The 17,868-nt window shown below is 63.0% G+C and carries 22 protein-coding genes; 4 read left to right on the top strand and 18 right to left on the bottom strand.

Translation table 11 applies throughout. The features are described from left to right. Window position 1: 1 nt before the first annotated feature. From I2H38_RS01625 to I2H38_RS01605, 5 genes are all read right to left on the bottom strand, one after another. Window positions 2-1,537 (bottom strand): DUF2793 domain-containing protein, encoded by a 1,536-nt coding sequence (locus I2H38_RS01625; RefSeq protein WP_196270053.1) that lies wholly within the window; start codon window positions 1,535-1,537, stop codon window positions 2-4. Window positions 1,538-1,607: 70 nt separating this feature from the next. Continuing rightward, window positions 1,608-5,483 carry a baseplate multidomain protein megatron gene (locus I2H38_RS01620; protein ID WP_196270052.1) on the bottom strand — a complete coding sequence of 1,292 codons (3,876 nt, stop codon included), beginning with the start codon at window positions 5,481-5,483 and terminating at the stop codon, window positions 1,608-1,610. After that, window positions 5,483-5,911, bottom strand: a complete 429-nt coding sequence (locus tag I2H38_RS01615; RefSeq protein WP_196270051.1) for an NlpC/P60 family protein — start codon at window positions 5,909-5,911, stop codon at window positions 5,483-5,485. Before I2H38_RS01615 ends, I2H38_RS01620 begins: the two co-directional genes overlap by 1 nt. Before the next feature lie 29 nt (window positions 5,912-5,940). Next, window positions 5,941-6,831, bottom strand: a complete 891-nt coding sequence (locus I2H38_RS01610; RefSeq protein WP_196270050.1) for a DUF2163 domain-containing protein — start codon at window positions 6,829-6,831, stop codon at window positions 5,941-5,943. A gap of 14 nt (window positions 6,832-6,845) precedes the next feature. Beyond that, window positions 6,846-7,484 carry a DUF2460 domain-containing protein gene (locus tag I2H38_RS01605; RefSeq protein WP_196270049.1) on the bottom strand — a complete coding sequence of 213 codons (639 nt, stop codon included), beginning with the start codon at window positions 7,482-7,484 and terminating at the stop codon, window positions 6,846-6,848. A gap of 85 nt (window positions 7,485-7,569) precedes the next feature. On the opposite strand from I2H38_RS01605, the gene I2H38_RS01600 reads away from it, so the two are divergent. After that, on the top strand, window positions 7,570-7,815 hold the full coding sequence (locus tag I2H38_RS01600) for a YdcH family protein (RefSeq protein WP_196270048.1): 246 nt from the start codon (window positions 7,570-7,572) through the stop codon (window positions 7,813-7,815). An 8-nt stretch (window positions 7,816-7,823) separates the two neighbouring features. Here I2H38_RS01600 and I2H38_RS01595 read toward each other — a convergent pair whose 3' ends face one another. The 8 genes from I2H38_RS01595 to I2H38_RS01560 all read right to left on the bottom strand — a co-directional run bounded on the left by I2H38_RS01595 (window position 7,824) and on the right by I2H38_RS01560 (window position 11,745). Next, the gene (locus tag I2H38_RS01595) at window positions 7,824-8,525 is read right to left on the bottom strand and encodes a phage tail tape measure protein (RefSeq protein ID WP_196270047.1); all 702 of its coding nucleotides are present in this window, start codon (window positions 8,523-8,525) and stop codon (window positions 7,824-7,826) included. Window positions 8,526-8,902: 377 nt separating this feature from the next. After that, window positions 8,903-9,100: a phage tail assembly chaperone gene (locus I2H38_RS01590; RefSeq protein ID WP_229426491.1), complete on the bottom strand. Its 198-nt coding sequence runs from the start codon at window positions 9,098-9,100 to the stop codon at window positions 8,903-8,905. Continuing rightward, entirely contained in the window at window positions 9,097-9,444 is a 348-nt protein-coding gene (locus I2H38_RS01585) for a gene transfer agent family protein (protein WP_196270046.1), read from the bottom strand. The genes I2H38_RS01590 and I2H38_RS01585 overlap by 4 nt, the downstream gene beginning before the upstream one ends. Window positions 9,445-9,453: 9 nt before the next feature. Beyond that, the gene (locus I2H38_RS01580) at window positions 9,454-9,864 is read right to left on the bottom strand and encodes a phage major tail protein, TP901-1 family (protein WP_196270045.1); all 411 of its coding nucleotides are present in this window, start codon (window positions 9,862-9,864) and stop codon (window positions 9,454-9,456) included. 37 nt (window positions 9,865-9,901) lie between these two features. Next, window positions 9,902-10,312: a DUF3168 domain-containing protein gene (locus I2H38_RS01575; RefSeq protein ID WP_196270044.1), complete on the bottom strand. Its 411-nt coding sequence runs from the start codon at window positions 10,310-10,312 to the stop codon at window positions 9,902-9,904. Then, window positions 10,309-10,644, bottom strand: a complete 336-nt coding sequence (locus tag I2H38_RS01570; protein WP_196270043.1) for a phage head closure protein — start codon at window positions 10,642-10,644, stop codon at window positions 10,309-10,311. The genes I2H38_RS01575 and I2H38_RS01570 overlap by 4 nt, the downstream gene beginning before the upstream one ends. A gap of 14 nt (window positions 10,645-10,658) precedes the next feature. After that, window positions 10,659-11,219 carry a head-tail connector protein gene (locus I2H38_RS01565; protein WP_196270042.1) on the bottom strand — a complete coding sequence of 187 codons (561 nt, stop codon included), beginning with the start codon at window positions 11,217-11,219 and terminating at the stop codon, window positions 10,659-10,661. Between the two features lie 52 nt (window positions 11,220-11,271). Then, entirely contained in the window at window positions 11,272-11,745 is a 474-nt protein-coding gene (locus tag I2H38_RS01560) for a hypothetical protein (protein ID WP_196270041.1), read from the bottom strand. Between the two features lie 160 nt (window positions 11,746-11,905). Between I2H38_RS01560 and I2H38_RS01555 the strand changes: the two genes are divergently transcribed. Both I2H38_RS01555 and I2H38_RS01550 read left to right on the top strand, forming a co-directional pair. Continuing rightward, window positions 11,906-12,631 carry a S1 family peptidase gene (locus I2H38_RS01555; protein ID WP_229426489.1) on the top strand — a complete coding sequence of 242 codons (726 nt, stop codon included), beginning with the start codon at window positions 11,906-11,908 and terminating at the stop codon, window positions 12,629-12,631. Window positions 12,632-12,709: 78 nt separating this feature from the next. Next, the gene (locus I2H38_RS01550; protein ID WP_196270039.1) at window positions 12,710-13,507 is read left to right on the top strand and encodes a S1 family peptidase; all 798 of its coding nucleotides are present in this window, start codon (window positions 12,710-12,712) and stop codon (window positions 13,505-13,507) included. Between the two features lie 22 nt (window positions 13,508-13,529). Here the strand turns inward: I2H38_RS01550 and I2H38_RS01545 are convergent, their stop codons facing one another. The 5 genes from I2H38_RS01545 to I2H38_RS01525 all read right to left on the bottom strand — a co-directional run bounded on the left by I2H38_RS01545 (window position 13,530) and on the right by I2H38_RS01525 (window position 17,351). Next, on the bottom strand, window positions 13,530-14,768 hold the full coding sequence (locus I2H38_RS01545; protein WP_196270038.1) for a phage major capsid protein: 1,239 nt from the start codon (window positions 14,766-14,768) through the stop codon (window positions 13,530-13,532). 445 nt (window positions 14,769-15,213) lie between these two features. Further along, window positions 15,214-15,753, bottom strand: coding sequence for an HK97 family phage prohead protease (locus tag I2H38_RS01540; protein ID WP_196270037.1), 540 nt, complete (start codon window positions 15,751-15,753; stop codon window positions 15,214-15,216). After that, on the bottom strand, window positions 15,750-15,899 hold the full coding sequence (locus I2H38_RS01535) for a hypothetical protein (protein WP_196270036.1): 150 nt from the start codon (window positions 15,897-15,899) through the stop codon (window positions 15,750-15,752). Before I2H38_RS01535 ends, I2H38_RS01540 begins: the two co-directional genes overlap by 4 nt. Next, window positions 15,896-16,090, bottom strand: coding sequence for a hypothetical protein (locus I2H38_RS01530; RefSeq protein WP_196270577.1), 195 nt, complete (start codon window positions 16,088-16,090; stop codon window positions 15,896-15,898). Before I2H38_RS01530 ends, I2H38_RS01535 begins: the two co-directional genes overlap by 4 nt. A 100-nt stretch (window positions 16,091-16,190) precedes the next feature. Then, the gene (locus I2H38_RS01525; RefSeq protein ID WP_196270035.1) at window positions 16,191-17,351 is read right to left on the bottom strand and encodes a phage portal protein; all 1,161 of its coding nucleotides are present in this window, start codon (window positions 17,349-17,351) and stop codon (window positions 16,191-16,193) included. 66 nt (window positions 17,352-17,417) lie between these two features. On the opposite strand from I2H38_RS01525, the gene I2H38_RS01520 reads away from it, so the two are divergent. After that, a complete protein-coding gene (locus tag I2H38_RS01520; RefSeq protein ID WP_267875931.1) occupies window positions 17,418-17,867 on the top strand; it encodes a DoxX family protein in 450 nt (149 codons plus the stop codon). Window position 17,868: the final 1 nt, after the last annotated feature.

Below are 17,868 nucleotides of genomic sequence, written 5' to 3'. Positions count from 1 at the left end.
GTCACAACTCCGCCTGCAGAGCAACGAAGGCCGTATAGCCCAGATAGAGATTTCCGACGGCGCCTGCGGTGCCGGTGAATGATGTGCCCGCAGTAAACCTCAGGACGACGGAGGAGATTCCGTTCGTGGTCGCCACGCTCACGGTCATCGCCCCGGTCATGGCGATCCAGGACCCGCTCCCATTGTCGAGGAACCCAACCTGATTACCGACCGGCGAGGCGCCCGCCCAGGAAAAGCCACTGGTCGTAACCGACGGAGGAATGCGCATCGCGACGGACAGCGGACACGGCAAGTCGATATAATTGCCCGCCACGCGCTGCCCCAGCGCCCCCAAAACAGCTGGCGGTCCGCCGCCGGCGGGTAACTTCTGAAAGTAGCGGCGGCATCGAAAATCCTCGATCTCCAGAGGCTCTCCCACCCAAGGCGTCGCGTTCGGTCCGATCTCGAGTTTCACGCATTTGAAGGAGCAGGCTGTCGACGCCTGCAATCGCACGGTCACATGTCCCGTCTCCGAGGAACCGAGGGTCACGGTCGCGGAGCGGCGGCCGGACCCGGCGGGGATCGAAGCCGTCTTCGTACCGATCGTCACGGAGAGTGTTGCGGAAGGATCCTCGACCGAGAGCGTCAGCGTCCGGTTCGCGAAATTCGCGAACCCACCGATGGCTGCGGCATTGGCAGCGTCGACGACCTGGTCCAGCGCGCCGGTCAGCGTAACGGTTCCATCTGCGGTCCGGGTGAGCGTGCATCCGCCCGTCCCCGCCTTCCACCGGTCGAACCCATAGACGCCTGAAGACAAGGCTCCGCCGGCGAAGACACGTTGGTTCACCAGAAAAGCCGAGTTGATGAGAAGGTTGACCCCCGTGCCCGTCGCACCATTGGGAAACGACACGAGGCCGGTATTGCAATCGACGCGCATCGCATCGCGCCACTGACTGCCGTCCGGCGACACGCGAAGACTGAAGTCGTCGCTGCCGATCAGACCCGTTTCGGCCCGACCGCTGAAACCACGCTGATAAAGTTGCGACAAAACGTTCGCCGCTTCGCCCTTGTTGAGGACGAAACGCAAATCCCCCGTCCCTCCCTCGGAGGTCGTAAGGGCCGCGAACAGGGCGGCATTCAGCTTGGCCGACAACCGGTTCAGCTCATCCGGCGCGGTGCCGACGCCGAGCCGTTCGACGCGGCCGAGATCGCGGCTGTATTGGCCGAGATCACGCCATTCCGAGCCATCGAACACGATGATCCTGTCCTCTGCCTCCACATAGGCGCGCCATCCCGGCCGTGGCGCAAAGAAGCGCCAGACGCCGAGGTCGAAGAGGGCGACTTCGCCCTCATGGCCGGCGAAACTCCCCGCCGCCCCGGAGCCGACGAGATAGCGCTCTCCCTCATTGGGAGAGCCCGGCGCGCTCGTGCGGCCGCGCTCCTTGACCGCGAGAAGAACGAGGGCGTCCAGCGCCGCGAGTGCTTCATTGTGAGTGACATGCTTTTGCGCCTGCGCCGCAGCGAGCAGCGGCAGGGCCAGGTTGGGTGTTGAAGACATCGACTTGCCTGTCATGAATGGATGCTGGACGCGTTGCAGCGACGGAAAGGCGACGGCGCGCCTTCCTCACCTAGAGAACGGTGACCGTGACGGTGTGCTCGAAGCCGCGTCCGACCACGGCGCTCATTTGCGCGATGCGGAGGATGAGAGTTGTTTGGGAGCCGCCAAAATCAGCGATCTCCTCGGCCGTCGTGTAAAGAAGGGAAGATTGCGTGCTGGCGAGAGAGCGTCGCACGGCCCCATCCTTGAGAATGTCGATTTCATAGCGCTCGATCTCCTCGCCAAGCGGAACATCGACAGCCTCCCAGGCATCGCCGCCGCGGCGCGTTCGGCGCAGCCACGCGAGACGTATGCCGCTCGCCTCGCGCCGCGCGACAACACTCAACGGACTCAACGGTTTCAACGCCTCTCGTCCCACGGTCGAAGCAATCTCGACGACGGCCGGATCGGCATGATCCCGCCCTGCGGGGCCTATCCTGTATCGCCATGTCTGCCCCAGATCCTTGAGGTCGTTCGTCAGCGGCACCACCGCTTCATCGAGACGGACGATCAACGCACCCTCCTGAACGGTTCGGGCCGCCTCGGCTTCGCTGCCCGCCAGACCCCTGATCATGCGTGAAAGGCGGTAGTTGCTTTCGCCCGTCATCTCAGCGCGCGCCGCGGACAGGATTTCCCACCGTCCATCGCCTCCCTGAACGGCAAACAGATTGTCCCCAGCCAAGGCCGCTTCATCATCAATGGAACTGAGCGCGCCGGAGGAAATCTCGATGTCGAGAGTGGCCTGTGGGTCCCACCGCCATAATGGCCCGGGCGAAAGGACACTCTTCGTCCGGCCTATGAGTGCCGGCAGGTCGAGATACTGGTGCGGCGTGAAGCTTGCGCCATTGCCAGAGCGCCAAACCGTGACCGCGCTCGGCCACGGGTCTGCCGCCACGGCAATATATTGGAGGGCCGCGGGGTCGCCGGAACTGGCGGGCAGATCGAGGATCACGACCTCCGGCTTGCCCGGCACAGGCGGCGGACGCCGAGGGGTTCTGGCGATGGAAGAGCCCGGCGCTTCGAAGACAGCAGGCTCCACGGCGCGGGCCGTCACCTTTCGCGTCAGGCCATCAGCGACGCGCATGACCCGGTGCAATTTCGGCCCGGCATCGGTTGGAATGGAAATCACATCGCCGGGTTCGAGTTCGACGCGACGCGGCGATAACTCGAATTCCGCGCTGTCCCGCCCGGCCCAAAGATCCTGCAACCAGGTATCGGCCAGTCGCTGTGCTTCCGCGCGGCGAGTGATGATGGCGGAGTCGGCGCGCGCCTCGCGGCGGCTGACACCAGCCAGGCGGCGGGAGGCGACGGCGGCGCGACGATACTCCGTCTCGCCATCCGTGAAACCGATCTCCACTTGCTGCGGCAGTTCGGTTTCCTGCGCGCGGGCCAGCTTGAGGGACGGTTGCTTCTCGCCGAGGATCAGGTCCTCCTTCGCGAGCGCCGTGACGGCCCGGCCGCCGCGTCCGCGCCATGAGATTTTGCCGCCGCTCGCCACCGCATCGATGCCGAACAGACGCATCAACGATTCGAGCGCGCCGCGGGCCGACATGGGACGGTCGATCACGTAGCCGTCGAGGAAACCATCGATCGGAAACGGCCCTGAGGAGTCGAGACCGAAATCCTTGAGGATCGCGGCAATCAGCCGGTCGAGCGATGCACCTTCAATGCGCCCGGTGATCCAGTGGCCTGTTTCCCAATTGGCTCCATCGGCCCACACCGTGTCGAAGTCCGGAAAATCCGGAAAAGGTCGTGCGTCCCAGGCCCAGACGAAGACGTTCTCCGGATCGACCATACGTCCCACATACGAAGACGAGACCGGATTGTAGGCGGCAGAGAACCCGGACAGGGCCGGATCGAACCGCGACAAGATCGCTTCGAGCGTCCGCGCCTGAATAAGATCGTCGCGTAGCGCGCGCGAAAATGGCGGATAGGCCGATTCCGAGGATTTCGGATCGGGAAACACGTTCGGACCATTCGGCCCTTTGTCGACGGCAGGCACGCCGATCTCCGTCAGCCAGATCGGCTTGGATTGTGCCTTCCATGCAGTCGTGCGGACTTCAACCCCGCCGACGCGCTCCACATGGGCGCTCGACCACCAGGAGACGAGGTCCTTCGCTCGGAAAACCCACGGCTTGTTATACGCGCCATCGGTAATCGCCGTGCGCGTTTGCGCGGCTCGGTTGGAGGCGTTGGCGTAATACCAATCGAAGGCTTCGCCGGCTCCCAGACGCTCGCGAAGGTAGTCGACATCATAAATGCTGCGCGCGAGCGTGAGATCCGCGTGGTTCGGCCCGTCGCGCCAATCAGAAATCGGCGGATAGTAGTCGATCCCGACCGCATCGATCTCCGCATTCGCGAATAGAGCATCGAGGGGAAAGCGAACCTCGTTTCCTCCATCGCGCACATGGGCGCCGTATTCGGTCCAGTCGGCCGCATAGACGAGCTTGGTTTTGCTACCGACGATCGCCCGCACGTCGGCCGCAAGTTGGACGAGCTGACCGGTCGCCGGATAAGTCCCCGAGGCCGAGCGCACACGCGTGATGCCGACAAGCTCGCTGCCGATCAGAATGGCATCGACGCCCCCCGCCTCCACTGCCAGATTCGCGTAGTGGAGGATCTGGCGTTTGAGCCCCCAGGTGCCGGTGAACCATTGCGTGACTTGGGTCCCGGCCGTGGCCGTTCCATCTGGCGATCCGGATTGTCCGGGCGCGGGGTGGCACGTGATGCGCCCGCGCCAGGGATAAGGCGCCTGTCCCGTCCCACCATACGGATTCGGCAACGAATTGCCGGACGCCACGTCCATCATCACGAAGGGATAGAGGACAACCTCCAGGCCCCGCGCCTTCAGATCCTTGATGAGGCGAATGACACAATCGTCCGACGGCGAGCCGCCATAGGCGGGCGAGCCGTTGGCGAGGGAGACAGCCTTGGCCTTGTCGCGAGTTATGCCCGCCACGGACCAGGTGGCCCCATCCGTCGTCTTCTTCTTGACGTCCACCCGCGGCTCGATGCGGCAGTTCCCGGCCCTCAGATCGTCCCCGAACCAGCTCACCACGAGAGACACGCGCCTGAGGTTCGGACACACCGCCTGCAATGCATCGAGGGAGGCTGCGACATCGGTCGCGCGCTGCAGCTGATGGCGGTTCTCAGGGATGGTCTTGCCAAGGCCGAGAACCTGCGTGACGGGGAGCGTGTGATAGCCGAACTCGCTCGCGCCGGGGATGAGGCAGACGGCGCGCACCATCCTGTTGAGGCCGTCGACAGGCCGCACGATCTCGAAGGCGAATTGCGGCACGCGGTTCCCGAAATCGGACAGAGGCAGCCGCTCGAAAACCACGTAGGCGAGGCCGCGATAGGCCGGCGCATTCACCGCCCCCTCCTTGGCGACGATGAGCGGGTCGGCGGGTTGCGTTTCAAACCCGCGATGCACCCGCATGGTAATCGCGTTGACATCGATCTCGCGCCCGTCCGCCCAGACGCGGCGAATGAAGGCGATGGGCCCCTCGCACAGACCGACCGCGAGATTGGCATAGTAGGAATACGTCGTGGTGACGGTCTTCTGCCCGCCACCGCCGCCTGCCCCCTTTCCGCCCTGGCTTCCGGAGCGTTCGGTCTTGGTATTCGCTGCTTCCAGCAGCCGCGTCGACCAGATCAGCTGACCGCCGATCCGCGCGCGACCATAAACCCGCGGGATCGGCGTTCCCTCCGTCGAGGTGAGGCCGTCGATTTCCTTGAGACGCGGCCCCTCGACAATTTTCGGGCCATCGGAACCGCCACTGAGCAGAGCGTTGTCGATCGCGGCGCCGGCAAGGCCGCCCAGAGCGCGGCCGGCCATCGCGCCGACAGGGCCGCCGATCATGCCGCCGACAACGGAGCCTACGGTTTGAAGAACGAGTGTGGCCATCAATGTTCTCCGGGAAAGCGGAAAGCGTAAGCGAGGTGTCGTCGCCACCACGGGCGAAACGCCACTTCCGTGACCGCCGCGCCGTCATGGGCGTGAACCATCGTGCTGTCGGAAGTTGCGATGGCGCAGTGCTTGGCGGGAAGACCGGCGCGCCAGCGGAAGAGAAGGACATCCCCTGCCATGACGGTCGCGCTATCGACTTCGAGAAGATGCCGGCGCGCCGCCGCAACGAGTGTATCGGCCCCCGCCTCCGCCCAGTCAGGCGCGTAAGGCGGCGGCAGTTCGGGCTCGATGCCCATGACGCCGCGCCAGACGCCGCGCAGGAGGCCGAGGCAATCGCAGCCGATGCCCTTCAACGATGCCTGATGGCGATAGGGCGTCCCGATCCAGGAACGCGCTTCGGCTACGACAGCCGTGGTTATCGGCACGCGATCGCGCGAGGAAGAACGAGGAGATGTCACTTGAAGAAACTTCCGCCGTCCAAGCCAGGCTCGCCCTGACGCGGCATACGAATGATGAAGTCGTTGCCCGGCATGTGTGGAAATCCGCGAAAATTCACCGCGTTCTTGAACTTGTCGCGACAAGTCGCGTGGGTCTTGTCGCAACCGGCGGTCACCCGGAAGGTATCGCCGACCAGAATCGCCTGCGGCGCGCGCTGCCACAGGTCGAACTCGTCCGTTCCACCAATCGCGCGATGGACCTTGACCTCGACCGAGACGCCTGCGTTCGCGCCGCTCGTCCAGCTTAATTGCCCGCCGGTGCACCAACCATCCGCGAAACCGATGCCGGAGGCTGTGATGCCGAGAGCACCATCCGTTCGGGTGACGGTGCCGGCTCCGGTATAGATCGATGAAGAGAGCTTCACGCCGCATTTTCCATCGCCCAGATCCGCCGAGCAGGTCGCGCGAAACAGGCGGCCGCGCTCCTCGTCGAGGCGATGCATGAGCCCCCTCACCTCCGCGATGAAAGTGCCATCTGCCCGGCGGATTTCGCCGATGGAGCCGATGTCGAGCAGCAAACGCTCGCCGACATTGTCCCAGTTGACGAGCCAGGTTTCGACGCTCGCATCGTCGTAGAAGCCGGAGGAGATGTCGTCCTCGGTCAACCCGGCGGAAACGAGTGCGCCGGAGACCTCGCCTCCCCCGACGGCGAAGCCCAGCTCGGCGGTGGCTTCCGCCGCCTCGAGACCCGACCGTGCTGCGAAGGTTGTGCCGCCGAATGCGAGGTCGCGATCATGATCGGTGAAGCCGAACGTCATCCCGTCGCGGCGAATGAGTTTCCAGCAATGACAAACGGTCGTAACCCCGTCCGCGAGATGCGCGGCGAGGCCGGAGGGAATGGTGCGCATGGGATCTGATGGATTTAAGGAATGATTTCGATGAGCGGGACCTTCGGAATCTCGCCCGCATCGAAGGCGGACAAGTCGATGTCGAGTTCGTCGGTGTCGAAACGAACGGGCACGTCGAAAGCATAACCCGCCGTGATCGCGGCACCGGCGGAGGGCGCGGCCGTGAATGTGAGAAGACCTGTCGTCGGGTCGCAGGCGAAGGCGGAGCCGACGGCCTGCTCCACACCGTTCAGGGCCACGCGCACAGTGCCGCCGACGGGCTTGGCGATAGTGCGCTGGTATGGAGCGTAAGACGCCCCATAAGCCTTCGTCAGCTGGAAACTGCGCGTCGCGCCGTCTCCGGTCCCGATGCGCTGGTCGAGCGGCGTCGGCTCCTTGGAGGGCTGGCCGGAACGCCAATCCGTCCGGTCGCGGAAACGGAACCCGGTCAGGCGTCCGCGCCGTTCCTCGAAGAAAGCGATCACCGCGTGAAGCGCATCGATGCTGCGCACGCCGAGACCCGCATCGTAGCGGCGCCGGGATTGCGCCCAGCGGCTGTTGCGATGTTCGCGGCCGGACGCGAGCGTGACGATGTCGGTGCGCCGCACCGGGCCGCCCCGGCTGCCGAGGCTGACATCGAGGGGAAAGCGGACCTCGTGAAAATCGGACGCCATGGTCCATCCTTGATTGCAATGAAACGGAAATACGCAGAGCAGCGTTGAGATCGAAACGCCCTCAACAGAGGAAAGATGTTTCGCGATGAGCAAGCCGTCTGACGACCTTGAGGACGATTTCCCAAATCAGGCCGAGCGCATTGAGCGGTTGAAGAAGTCGAACAATCATTTCGCGCGGCTCTTGGAAAAATACCGGGAGCTCAACCACGCCATTCATGCACTTGATACTCACCTCGATCCGAAGGCGCAGGATGAGGAGGAAGCGCTGAAGCTCCGCCGCGTGCAGGTCAAAGACGAGCTCGCCGCCATTCTGGCAAAAGAAAGCGCTTAAAAAATCTCTCACATCCCGCGCTGGCCGCGCGCGACCGCGCGGGCGAGCGCGGCGGAGACCTGAGCTTCCGAGCGACGGAAGCTGTCGGCATCGGGCGTCGAGACGTTGACCGTCACCGCGACGGGCCGTCCACCGCCGCCCGTACGCACGCCCAGCCGTCCATCCGGCCCGCGCGCCAGCGGCATGATTGCCTCCGCACCCTTTTCCCCCATGACGCCGAGCCCGCGCCCCAGCGGAAAGTAAGACGGCGCGCCGACAACCCCGCCCTGCGCGAACGGCATCACCATGCCGCGTGAGAACACCCCGCCCATCGCAAAGGGAGATGGCGCAGCCGCAGCGCCAGAACCCGCGCTTGGCCCGAAGAGGGAGCTGAGAAGCGACCCCGCTCCCTTGAGAAGAGTCGTGATTAGATTTCCTCCTTCGAGCGGCAAAGATGGCTCGACCGCCCCCGCCGTCATGGTCTTCGCCGTTTGGCTCATCGCGACCTGGAGGGGTCCGAGCGCCATACGTAACCCTGTTTCCACAAGAGATTGGCGCATCGACTTCAGAACATCATCGAACTTCTTACCCTCGGCGATATTCTTGGCAAACGCATTGGCGAGAGAGTCGCCGAATTTGTCGGAGAGACCGATGAGAGTGTCGAGTTGGCGGTCCCTATCCCTGAAGATAGAATCTTGTGAATTCTTGGTGTCTGTGGATTTGTCACCCAACTTGAAAACTCCAATAAAAGCCCTCTTCATTTCAATACTCGGGCTGACCGGATGCGTTTCGAAACCACCTTCCCTCGTGTTTCACACAAGCGGCATTTCGGCGATGCAATGGGCTAGAATGCAAGATGAATGCGACTTCGAAGCAAAAAAGGCTACAGCCTCCGCTCCGCTGAACATCGCTCACTATAGATGGCAACGAATTTATATTGCCTGCCTCGAACTCAAAGGTATCAAATACCTCGGCACAACCGACCAATTCCCTCAGTTGAGAGAAGAATAGAATTTTGTTCTATTTTAACGGCGCGATTTTGTCGGAGAGACCGATGAGAGTATTGGCGGTCAGTTCACCTCACTTGCGAGGCGCCACGATCTGCTCCTCATCCGTCCGGAAACTCCTCCATCAACCGCCTGAGATCGCTCCCGACCGCAGGCGTCATCGGTCGTCCGTTAAGCCCCTCCCAACCAGCCATCAATTCGCGTGGCGTGGCGCGCCAGAATTCGGACGGCGTCCACCGCAGGACGTTCAAGCCCAGCACCATGGCGTCTTCCCAGGGGAAGGCCTGTGCGTCGCTCAAATGCCCTGCGGTTCGGGAGGGTTTGGCGAATGGGCCGGTGCTCCGAATGTGGCGGTGAGCAGTTCGGCGATGGCCGCAGCGACTGGCTCGATCCCCTCGTGCAACGGCAATGCCGCAACTTCCGCGTCCGAGATCGCATGCCCGCCGCCGCGCAGGCCGACGCCAAGGATCGCGAGCAGATCGCGGCTCGACAACCGGCCGGTGCCGAAGCGCTCGGCAAGAGCCATGAGATCCTGCACGCCGAAGGCGTCCTCCAGTTCCGCCAATGCCCCGAGCGTCAGGCAAAGCGTGTAGCGTTCAGAACCCAGCTGAAGCGCTACCTCGCCGCGTCGTCTATTGGCCATGGGTGCTCCTTAAAGCGCCACGAAGGTCAGCGCGCCGGCGGATTCGAACGCCATCTCGAAGGTCACCTCGCCCGCGTGATCGCCGCGATATTCGAGGCTCGTGATCTGGAACAGACCCTCGATGCGGCCGAAATCCGGCACGATGATCTGATAAGTGAGGATGTCGCCGTCGAAGAAGACTTGGCGCATGCGGGAATCCGACGCCTCGTCCTTGAATACGCCGGATCCCGTGATCCCGGCGCGGCGCACCCCGACGCCCGCGAGCAGTTCGCGCCAGCGCCCCGCCGACTCCGCGTTGGTCACATCGACGGTCTCGGCATTGAACGCGATCTGGCGCGTGCGCAAGCCCGCCACGGTGACGAAGCCGGTGCCACCGTCGCTGATCTTGATGAGCAGATCCTTGCCCTTTTGAGCAGGCATGACAGTCTTTCCTTTGATGATGTTATGGGATCTGAACTCACGCCACTTCCGTCACGGCGCGCAGGCGGACCGTAACGCGGATGAACTGCGTGTCCTTGTCGCGTTCGGAGGCAACTTCCGTGACGCGCAGGTTGATGAGGCGATGAGCATCGAGCACCAGCGGCGCATCGTCGAGAACGGCCGCGAGGCGTTCCGCAACAGCGAGCGCAGTTCGAGCACTTCCCCGTTCGGCCCAGACGATGAGGCTGAGTTTCTGTTCATGGCCGCGGTCGAAATCAGTCGACCAATCCTCGGCTTTGACATCGCCGAAGAGAGCATAGACCGGCGGCGACGCACGCGGCGGCTCATCATAGAGGCGCACAGCCCCACCCATGAGCGCCTTCAACTCCGCATCGACCTCCGCCCTCTCGAGCACGGCGCGGCGTAGGGCCAGGACGGGACTCGTCATGCCCGGATCTCCTCGACCAAGCACACGAGATCCCGCCGCGAGCCATCGGGATCGGACGCGGCACGGATGGCGAAACGGCGCAAGCCCGAAGTCAGACGCATGGCGCCGGTAACCCCCTCGCGATAGCGCAAAGTGATCTTGTGGGTCAGGCTCTGCTCGGGCCGATCGGCGCGAATGCGCTCGGTGCCGGATAGCATCTCCATGGCGCCCCAGAGTTGCGGCCCCGGCGCATAGGAGCGGATGACGCCCCCGAAGCCGTCGGGACGCTCAAGCGGCAATTCGAGAACGAACCGGCGCGCGCGCGCGCCGATGGGCAATGCTTTGGTTTTCATGAAACAACTCGCGTTTAGAGCCGCGCTCTTTGAAACGGCGCGATCAGCGCGAGCGCTTCGGCCGGTAAAACCTGATCGCCCGCCACATCGCCCCGGTTCTCGAACCAGTGGGCGACGACGATCTTGATCGCGAGCCGCAAAGTCGCCGGCACGGAATCAGGGCTGTCGCCGTATCCGACCCGCACATCGATGGCGATGCCGTTGCGTGCCCGCCCCGGATTGGGGGCGGAACGCACGATCAGACGCGGCGGATCGCTCGAAAGATCGCTCTCGATTGAATCGATCGTGACCTCGGTCGAAACGCCCGAGGCGTCGAAAACCTTCACGCTCTCGACCGAAAGCAATGGCGACAGCGGGAGCAGCACCGTTTGGTCCTGCGGCCAGCGATCGAGCATCACGCGCCAGTTCTGCGCGATGAGAATGCGCCGGGAGACCGCCTCGACTATGAGCCGCGCGGCCTTGATTAGGCCTGTGATGAGATCATCCTCCGCGTCGTCATCGACGCGGAGGTAAGCTTTCATATCAGCGAGCGAAACAGGCTCGACAGCAGGGCCTTCGAGAGGTATCGAAAACATGTTTGGCCCTCAAAAAATCGCAATTGCAATCAGTGACAAGCGACACGCTTCATCACGGTCGAATGCGCGTCACCGTGAAGTGCGAGTTGTTGAGATAGGCCTTCAGAGTCTGCGGAGGGATTGAGGCACTGCTCGCCCCATAGACCAGAAAATTGTACCACCAGGCTCCGTTGGGCCACGACGAGACAGGCGGATTGTCAAAATTGTGCACCGTTACTGAATCATGATGAATATCAGACGTGATATTTCTCATCGAATAACCGACGACGGGCACGCCGGATGTTCCAAACTGATTATCTGAGCGGACAACCGCTGTACCGAACCCGATTGGAGGATAATTGGACTGGACATCCGCAGCGATCTGTCCGCTCACCTCAATGATATCGCCGGCGAGAATTTGGGGCACCAGGCAGGTGAAAGCCGCAACATATGTATATGGCGCTCTCGACGAAACAGGCACCTCAATCCAAGAAGGATCGCTTGTCGTACCAAGATGAGGCGTACCACGAAAGACGTCGATCTGCATCGTAAAATCTCCAGATGAAAAAGAAGTGTGTATGAATATGCTCGTATTGGCGAACCCTTGTCGCTCCATGAGCAATGTCGGAATTAGAAGATGAAGTAACAGAGCAAATTATATGAAGCGCTTTCCTCTCCCATTTGCATTGATCGTTCTCAGAGCAATCTTGAGCCTTCTTCTGATAAGATCCGTAGTCTCAAGCGCCCTCGCCATCGTCGGCGGCGCGGAGGACCAGGGTCCCCTCGCCCGTCAAAGCGTGATGGTTCTGAGTTCCAATGGCGGCGTCTGCAGCGCGGTCGTATTGGCACGCGACGTCGTGCTCACCGCCGCCCATTGCGTAACGGGCGCGGCGGAACACCGGGTGCATTTTCGCGACGAGGCCGGACAGCCGGTGTTGATCACCCCCGCTGCGAAAGCAGTGCATCCGGGCTACAACCCAAAGGCCATCGAGACCCGGCAACGCTCCATCGATCTCGCCCTCATCCGCATTCCGGAGACGCTGCCCGAACGATTTGAGCGAGCGATCCTGGCCACATCCGCCCCCAGGAAGGACGATGCCATCACCGTCGGCGGATACGGCCTTGCCCGCGAGGGCGACGCAAAGACGACGGGCACCTTCCGAACAGCCACGCTAAAGGTCGTCGAGCCCTATGGACCGAGCAAGATTCTGCTGTGGGCGAGAGGCATCGGCGCCATGGGCGCATGCCAGGGCGATTCCGGCGGACCGATGGCCTCGGGCAACGCTATTGTGGCGATCACGAACTGGTCCTCCGCCGCCAAGGGGATCAGCTGCGGGGACCTGACACAGGGTGCGCTGATCGCCCCCCAAAGATCCTGGATCGATCAGGTTTTGCGCGGTTGGAACCGGGCCGCCCGATGGAGCGAAGAGTAGACCCTTAATTGCCTGGAACCATCTGCGCTCAACAAACCTTTCCTTGCGGAAATACCCCTCAACATTCACAGTGCCCCGATGCGCTCCGTCTTGCTTTTCACCCTCGGCCTTTCCATCGCACTCGCAGGTCCCGCGCAGGCGGTTCTGCTGGGCTCCGAAAGCCGTGACCCGCAGGGTCTCAGGCGCTCCGTCGTCTCGGTCGAAAACTCATCGGGTGAACTTTGCTCGGGTGCCATGATCGCGCCTGACCTGGTTTTGACCGCCGCCCATTGCATGACGGAGAAGGCTTCCTACCGCGTCATGGCGGTCAATCAATCCTTCAAGAGGCAAACCTTGAAGGTTGTCGCAACCACCATTCATCCCGCCTTCGTGCCCGGCACCACGCCGCGAACGCAGCCGGGCGTAGACCTTGCCATTCTCAAGCTTGAACGTCCGCTCGGATCCGACTTCGCACCGTTCGATCCGCGCCTCGCCGGCAAGGTCGACAAGGAGGACAAAGTCACGCTGGCGGGCTTCGGCGTTCTTGCCGAAAAGCTCAAGCAAACCGCGCGTGTCCTCCGGCAAACGGATCTTATCTCCGTCGGCTCCGTGGAGCTGGCCAACCGGGTCCTGATCGCCGCCGACGGAGACAAACTCGCGGACACGACGGGCGCGGGCGCTTGCCGCGGCGATTCAGGTGGGCCGATTTTGACGGGCGCACAGGGCAACTACCAGCTTTTCGGAATCGTCAGCTGGTCGAGTGGCGCGCTGCACACGAATGACAAGAGCGCATGCGGCGGCCTGACGGCCGTGACGCCGGTAGCCGATCATATCGGCTGGATCCTCGAGGGCGCGCAGAAGCTCAATCGCGCCGAGGGCGAGTGGACTAAGCGCTGACGCCGTCCACCCGCCCCGCATCTCACGCTGCGAATTTCATCAGCTTGATCGCCGCGAAGTCCTGCACGCCGCCGCCGACTCGCTTCGTGGTGTAGAACAGCACGTACGGCTTGGCGGAATAAGGATCGCGCAGCACCCGCATGCCGGCCCGGTCGACGACCAGGTAGCCGCGTTTGAAATCGCCGAAGGCGATGGCGCAGGCATTCGCGGCGATGTCGGGCATGTCCTCCGCTTCCACGACAGGGAAGCCCATGAGGGTCGCGGGCTGGCCAAGGCTCGCGGGCGGAGTCCAGAGATACTGGCCGTTGTCGTCCTTGAATTTGCGGATCGCGCTCTGCGTCTTGCGATTCATGACGAAGGACGCGTTCTGGCGATAACCTGCCTTGAGCGCATAGATCAGTTCCAGCAGCACGTCGGACGGATTGGACGCCGGGAAGCTTGCGCCGCCGGCCTGAACGGTGCCGAGGCGGCCCCATTCCCAGATCTCGTCCTCGATGGTGTCGTAGGCCAGAAAGCCCTTCGGTTTGTTGACGCCGTCGCCCTTGATAAAGGCGGCGCTTTCCTGCTCGGCGAAAGCGGCCTCAACCTCCTCCGCGATCCAGCGGTCGATGTCGACCACCGCATCGTCGAGAAGCGTCTGCGTCGCCGCCGGCATGGCGTAGAGTTCCATGGCCGGGAAGCTCATCTCAGAGAGCGTCGGACCTGTCGTCTGCGGCCGCGCGGCCGCCTCGCCGACCCAACCGGTCGCCGGGCCTGACGTCGAGAAGGCGCGCTTGTACTGGCCGCCGGAAATGACGCGGGAGGAGGAAATGGCGCGGATCGGCGAGATTCCCGAAAGGCGACGCAACACTTCGCGCTCCACGGTATCAGGCACAAGATAGCCCCCATCCGGACCGGAACCGGCGGACAGCGCCTTCTCCTCGAGCCGCTTCAGGCCCGAAGCCTCGCCGCTGCGCACATAGGTGTGGAACGCGCTCTTGTGCTCGGCCTGTACCGGATCGCGAGAAGCATCCGCGCCACCGCCAAGCGGCGGGCGCGAGCGTTCGAGCGTCATACGGTCGAGGCGACGCTTGGCGTCATCAAGCGCTGCGTCGATGCGGACGAGTTTCTCGTCCGTCACGACATCGCCGGTCAGCCGCGTTTCGATCTCGCCGAGGCGCGTATCGTTGGCGTCCTTGAACGCCTCGAACGCACGCGCGAAATCCTCGAAGGCCGAGGCAACATCATCGGAAGTGGATTTGGTTTCAACAACAGGGATCATGTCAATCATTTGGTTGGAAAAAAGAAAAGCCCGCCAAAGGCGGGCTTGGGGTTCAAGCTGAGATGAGGAGTATCAGCGCGTCATACGCCGCACGGAACGCGATACGGCGGGTCCGGTTGCAGCACCCACGGCACCACCAGCGACCGCGCCCACGGGCCCCGCAATCAAACCGACACCGGCCCCCACGGCGGCGCCACCGACGCGTTGCTCTGTTGTGGTACAGCCCGCTGCGGCGAGGACAAAAAGAGTGCTGAATATAAGTTTCTTCATGGAGGGCCTATCAAAAGAGCGGTCTCGCCGTCAGATCGGCGACCCGACTAGAGCATCAAACTCAAAAGCAGATGCCACGGGATCATCAGATGCTCCCCTTTATCAAAGCCGCAAAGTGCGGAGAAGCGAATCCATTTTCCTCACGAAGGGCTCCTGTCCTACTGCCAGAGGGGTATCAGGAAAATAGTCTAAACGCCGTCGTGCGGATCCTGCCCGCCAAATCCCCTTTCGCGTGTTTCACCGTCTCCACCCGCGCTCCAGGGAGCATTGGGAAGGTCACGACGGAGATTTCCCACAGGTCGAGCCTTTCGAGCCGTCTTAGACCTGTAGGCCGTTCGGCTCGCGCGCGTTCGACGCGGAAGCCGATAGAGAGGCCATCGACCGCGCCGTCGCGCATCAGCGCATGGATGTCGCGGGCGCGGCTGACGGCGAGGTTGAGTTTGCCGCGCACCCGCAATCCGCGACGGTCCTCGTCGATGGCAAGCCAGCGGCCGATCGGCTCCGAGGGATCGTGCTGCCAGAGCAGACGAATGTCGCCCACGCGGCGCTTCTTGAGACTGTCGCCGAAGGCGCCCGGCATGACGACATCCTTGCCGAGATCGGCGATGCCGAAGAGGCTGGCATACCCCTCGAAGACGCCATCGTTGTCGACAGCCCCTAGGGGCTCGGCGAGGAGCTTGATTTCACGCGCACTCGGAATATCAGCGCCCTTCATCGCGCGGCTCCGCGAGCGGGTTTCGGCGGCGGTGCGTCAAGCTTTTCGAGTTGGCGCACGAAGTCGCGAAATACGATTGTCGCGCGGCTTTGCGCTTCTCGCGCGGCTTTCGGCTTGCGTGCGGGACGGGACGATGGGCGGGTCATGGGAAATCTCCCGATTGGCGACGGTTGAAGAGAGACAGCTCGCGCACGAACTCATCGAAGCGGCGGTTGGCCGCGAAGAGATCGCGAAGGGTCATGGCAAGCAGCGCTGAGGCCCCGCTCGCCCAGACGAACAGGGCGAGATGAGCAAGATCGCCACGGCTGATGATGGCCTCGGCGATCCGATCAAACATGTTCACTTTTTGTTCCTAAAAGCATCACATCAAACGGTGGAAATGGTGACGCTTGGACCGAGTGCTTGACAGCGGTTGGAGAGAACGCGCGATCCGATATCTAGACGGCCCTGATCCGCCCGTATCCCACCGCCTCGCGCTTCTCGTCGTCGGTGAGAAACGAAGCGGCGGAGACGCGACGCCAGAGGCTTTCGCGCTCGATCGCAAGCGCCTCGATCGCGTCGAGATCAGGGATGAGTTGGAGCGTTTCGCCGAAGGCCGGGGACAGCCATTGCACCATTGCTTCCGCGGTACGCTTCACAAGAGGGATCACAGTCTGGCGATAAAAGGCGCGGTTGGCTTCGGCGTAGTTTGCGTGCGTGCTGTCGCCCGGCAGGCCGAGCAACAGCGGCGGCACGCCGAAGGCGAGCGCGATTTCCCGCGCGGCGGCGGTCTTGGCTTGCACGAAGTCCATGTCCTTCGGCGACAAAGACAACGGCTTCCAATCGAGGCCGCCTTCAAGAAGCAATGGGCGGCCGGCATTACCCGCGCCCTGATAGTTGGTTTCCAGCTCGCCTTTCAAACGGTCGAACTGGCTGTCGGTCAGCGCGGCACCGCCCACCACCAGCGCGCCGGAGGGGCGCGCCGCGTTGTCGAGCAGCGCCTTGTTCCAGGCGCCCGCCGCATTGTGGATGTCAAGCGCGGTCGCGGCGGCTTCCATCGGCGATAAGCCGTAATGATCGTCTGACGGATGGAACAGCGTCAGATGCAGGATCGGCTGCAACATCTCGCTCTGGGCTGAAGGGAAACGGATCGTCTCCGCGCCGACCGAATATTCATACGCCGCCGGCCAGCCGTCGGCTCCGGGCACGACGCGCATCCGGTCGGGGCGCAAAGCATAGAGTTCGCACGGCGCGCCATCGATACTGACGGCCTCCACATAGGCGTTGCCGGACACGAGAAGATGACCGTACACGCTTTCCAGAAACCGCTGACCGCCCTCGCGCGGGTTGGGGCGGGTGAGAAGCGACAGCAGCGGATGGTTGGAGAGCTCGCCTCCCCCCTGCATCAAGGTCAGCGGCAACGATGCCGCCGCCTCCCCGACAAGCCGCACGGCGCGGTGCACGATGGCGTTCTTCTGAAAGCCCTCGCGAGCCAAGGCGGCGTAGTCACGCGGTGTCCACACGGCGCGCCCAGACACGTAAAGCGCAACGGCGGCCTCGGCACGCGAAGCCTTGGCTTCAGGCGGTGCCTGAAACCAGCGGGTCAATCGATTCAACATGAAAAACTCCGGCCCCTGGCACAGAGGCAAACAAAGGTTTGCGCGGCGTCGATTGACGCCGCGATTTTGCGGGCGCTACAAAATCACGAGTTCAAGCAACGCGGCAGAAATGAAGGGACGAAATCCATGCGCGATACGCTTCTCTTGATCGGACGTATTCTCCTGATCGCGATCTTCATCTTGTCAGGCCTCGGCAAGGTCTTCGACCTTGCCGGCACGGCGGCTTACATCGGCTCGAAGGGGCTGCCTCTCCCCACGGTGCTCGCGCCCTTGGTCGCGATTGCGGAACTTGGCCTCGGCCTCGCGGTTGCCATTGGCTTCCAGACCCGGCTTGCCGCCTACGCGCTCGCCGCCTTCAGCCTGCTCACCATCCCGTTCTTCCATGATTTCTGGAACATGGCGGGCGAGGCCCGCATGTTGAATCAGGTTCAGGCCCTGAAGAACATCGCGATGGTCGGAGCTTTTCTGATCCTCGCGGCGGTGGGCCCTGGCCGTTATTCGGTCGATCGCGCCTAAG

It is taken from the genome of Microvirga alba (assembly GCF_015694465.1).
In the GTDB taxonomy this organism is placed as follows: domain Bacteria; phylum Pseudomonadota; class Alphaproteobacteria; order Rhizobiales; family Beijerinckiaceae; genus Microvirga; species Microvirga alba.
Note: the sequence above shows the minus strand (reverse complement) of the source record. Positions and strands in the feature narration are given on the sequence as shown.

Coding starts and splice junctions, on each gene's coding strand:
- I2H38_RS01550 (WP_196270039.1), top strand. CDS start 12,710: ATGCGCTCCGTCTTGCTTTTCACCCTCGGCCTTTCCATCGCACTCGCA.
- I2H38_RS01570 (WP_196270043.1), bottom strand. CDS start 10,644: ATGAAAACCAAAGCATTGCCCATCGGCGCGCGCGCGCGCCGGTTCGTT.
- I2H38_RS01625 (WP_196270053.1), bottom strand. CDS start 1,537: ATGTCTTCAACACCCAACCTGGCCCTGCCGCTGCTCGCTGCGGCGCAG.
- I2H38_RS01560 (WP_196270041.1), bottom strand. CDS start 11,745: ATGCAGATCGACGTCTTTCGTGGTACGCCTCATCTTGGTACGACAAGC.
- I2H38_RS01565 (WP_196270042.1), bottom strand. CDS start 11,219: ATGTTTTCGATACCTCTCGAAGGCCCTGCTGTCGAGCCTGTTTCGCTC.
- I2H38_RS01540 (WP_196270037.1), bottom strand. CDS start 15,753: ATGAAGGGCGCTGATATTCCGAGTGCGCGTGAAATCAAGCTCCTCGCC.
- I2H38_RS01575 (WP_196270044.1), bottom strand. CDS start 10,312: ATGACGAGTCCCGTCCTGGCCCTACGCCGCGCCGTGCTCGAGAGGGCG.
- I2H38_RS01605 (WP_196270049.1), bottom strand. CDS start 7,484: ATGGCGTCCGATTTTCACGAGGTCCGCTTTCCCCTCGATGTCAGCCTC.
- I2H38_RS01535 (WP_196270036.1), bottom strand. CDS start 15,899: ATGACCCGCCCATCGTCCCGTCCCGCACGCAAGCCGAAAGCCGCGCGA.
- I2H38_RS01610 (WP_196270050.1), bottom strand. CDS start 6,831: ATGCGCACCATTCCCTCCGGCCTCGCCGCGCATCTCGCGGACGGGGTT.
- I2H38_RS01580 (WP_196270045.1), bottom strand. CDS start 9,864: ATGCCTGCTCAAAAGGGCAAGGATCTGCTCATCAAGATCAGCGACGGT.
- I2H38_RS01600 (WP_196270048.1), top strand. CDS start 7,570: ATGAGCAAGCCGTCTGACGACCTTGAGGACGATTTCCCAAATCAGGCC.
- I2H38_RS01620 (WP_196270052.1), bottom strand. CDS start 5,483: ATGGCCACACTCGTTCTTCAAACCGTAGGCTCCGTTGTCGGCGGCATG.
- I2H38_RS01525 (WP_196270035.1), bottom strand. CDS start 17,351: ATGTTGAATCGATTGACCCGCTGGTTTCAGGCACCGCCTGAAGCCAAG.
- I2H38_RS01585 (WP_196270046.1), bottom strand. CDS start 9,444: ATGGCCAATAGACGACGCGGCGAGGTAGCGCTTCAGCTGGGTTCTGAA.
- I2H38_RS01530 (WP_196270577.1), bottom strand. CDS start 16,090: ATGTTTGATCGGATCGCCGAGGCCATCATCAGCCGTGGCGATCTTGCT.
- I2H38_RS01545 (WP_196270038.1), bottom strand. CDS start 14,768: ATGATCCCTGTTGTTGAAACCAAATCCACTTCCGATGATGTTGCCTCG.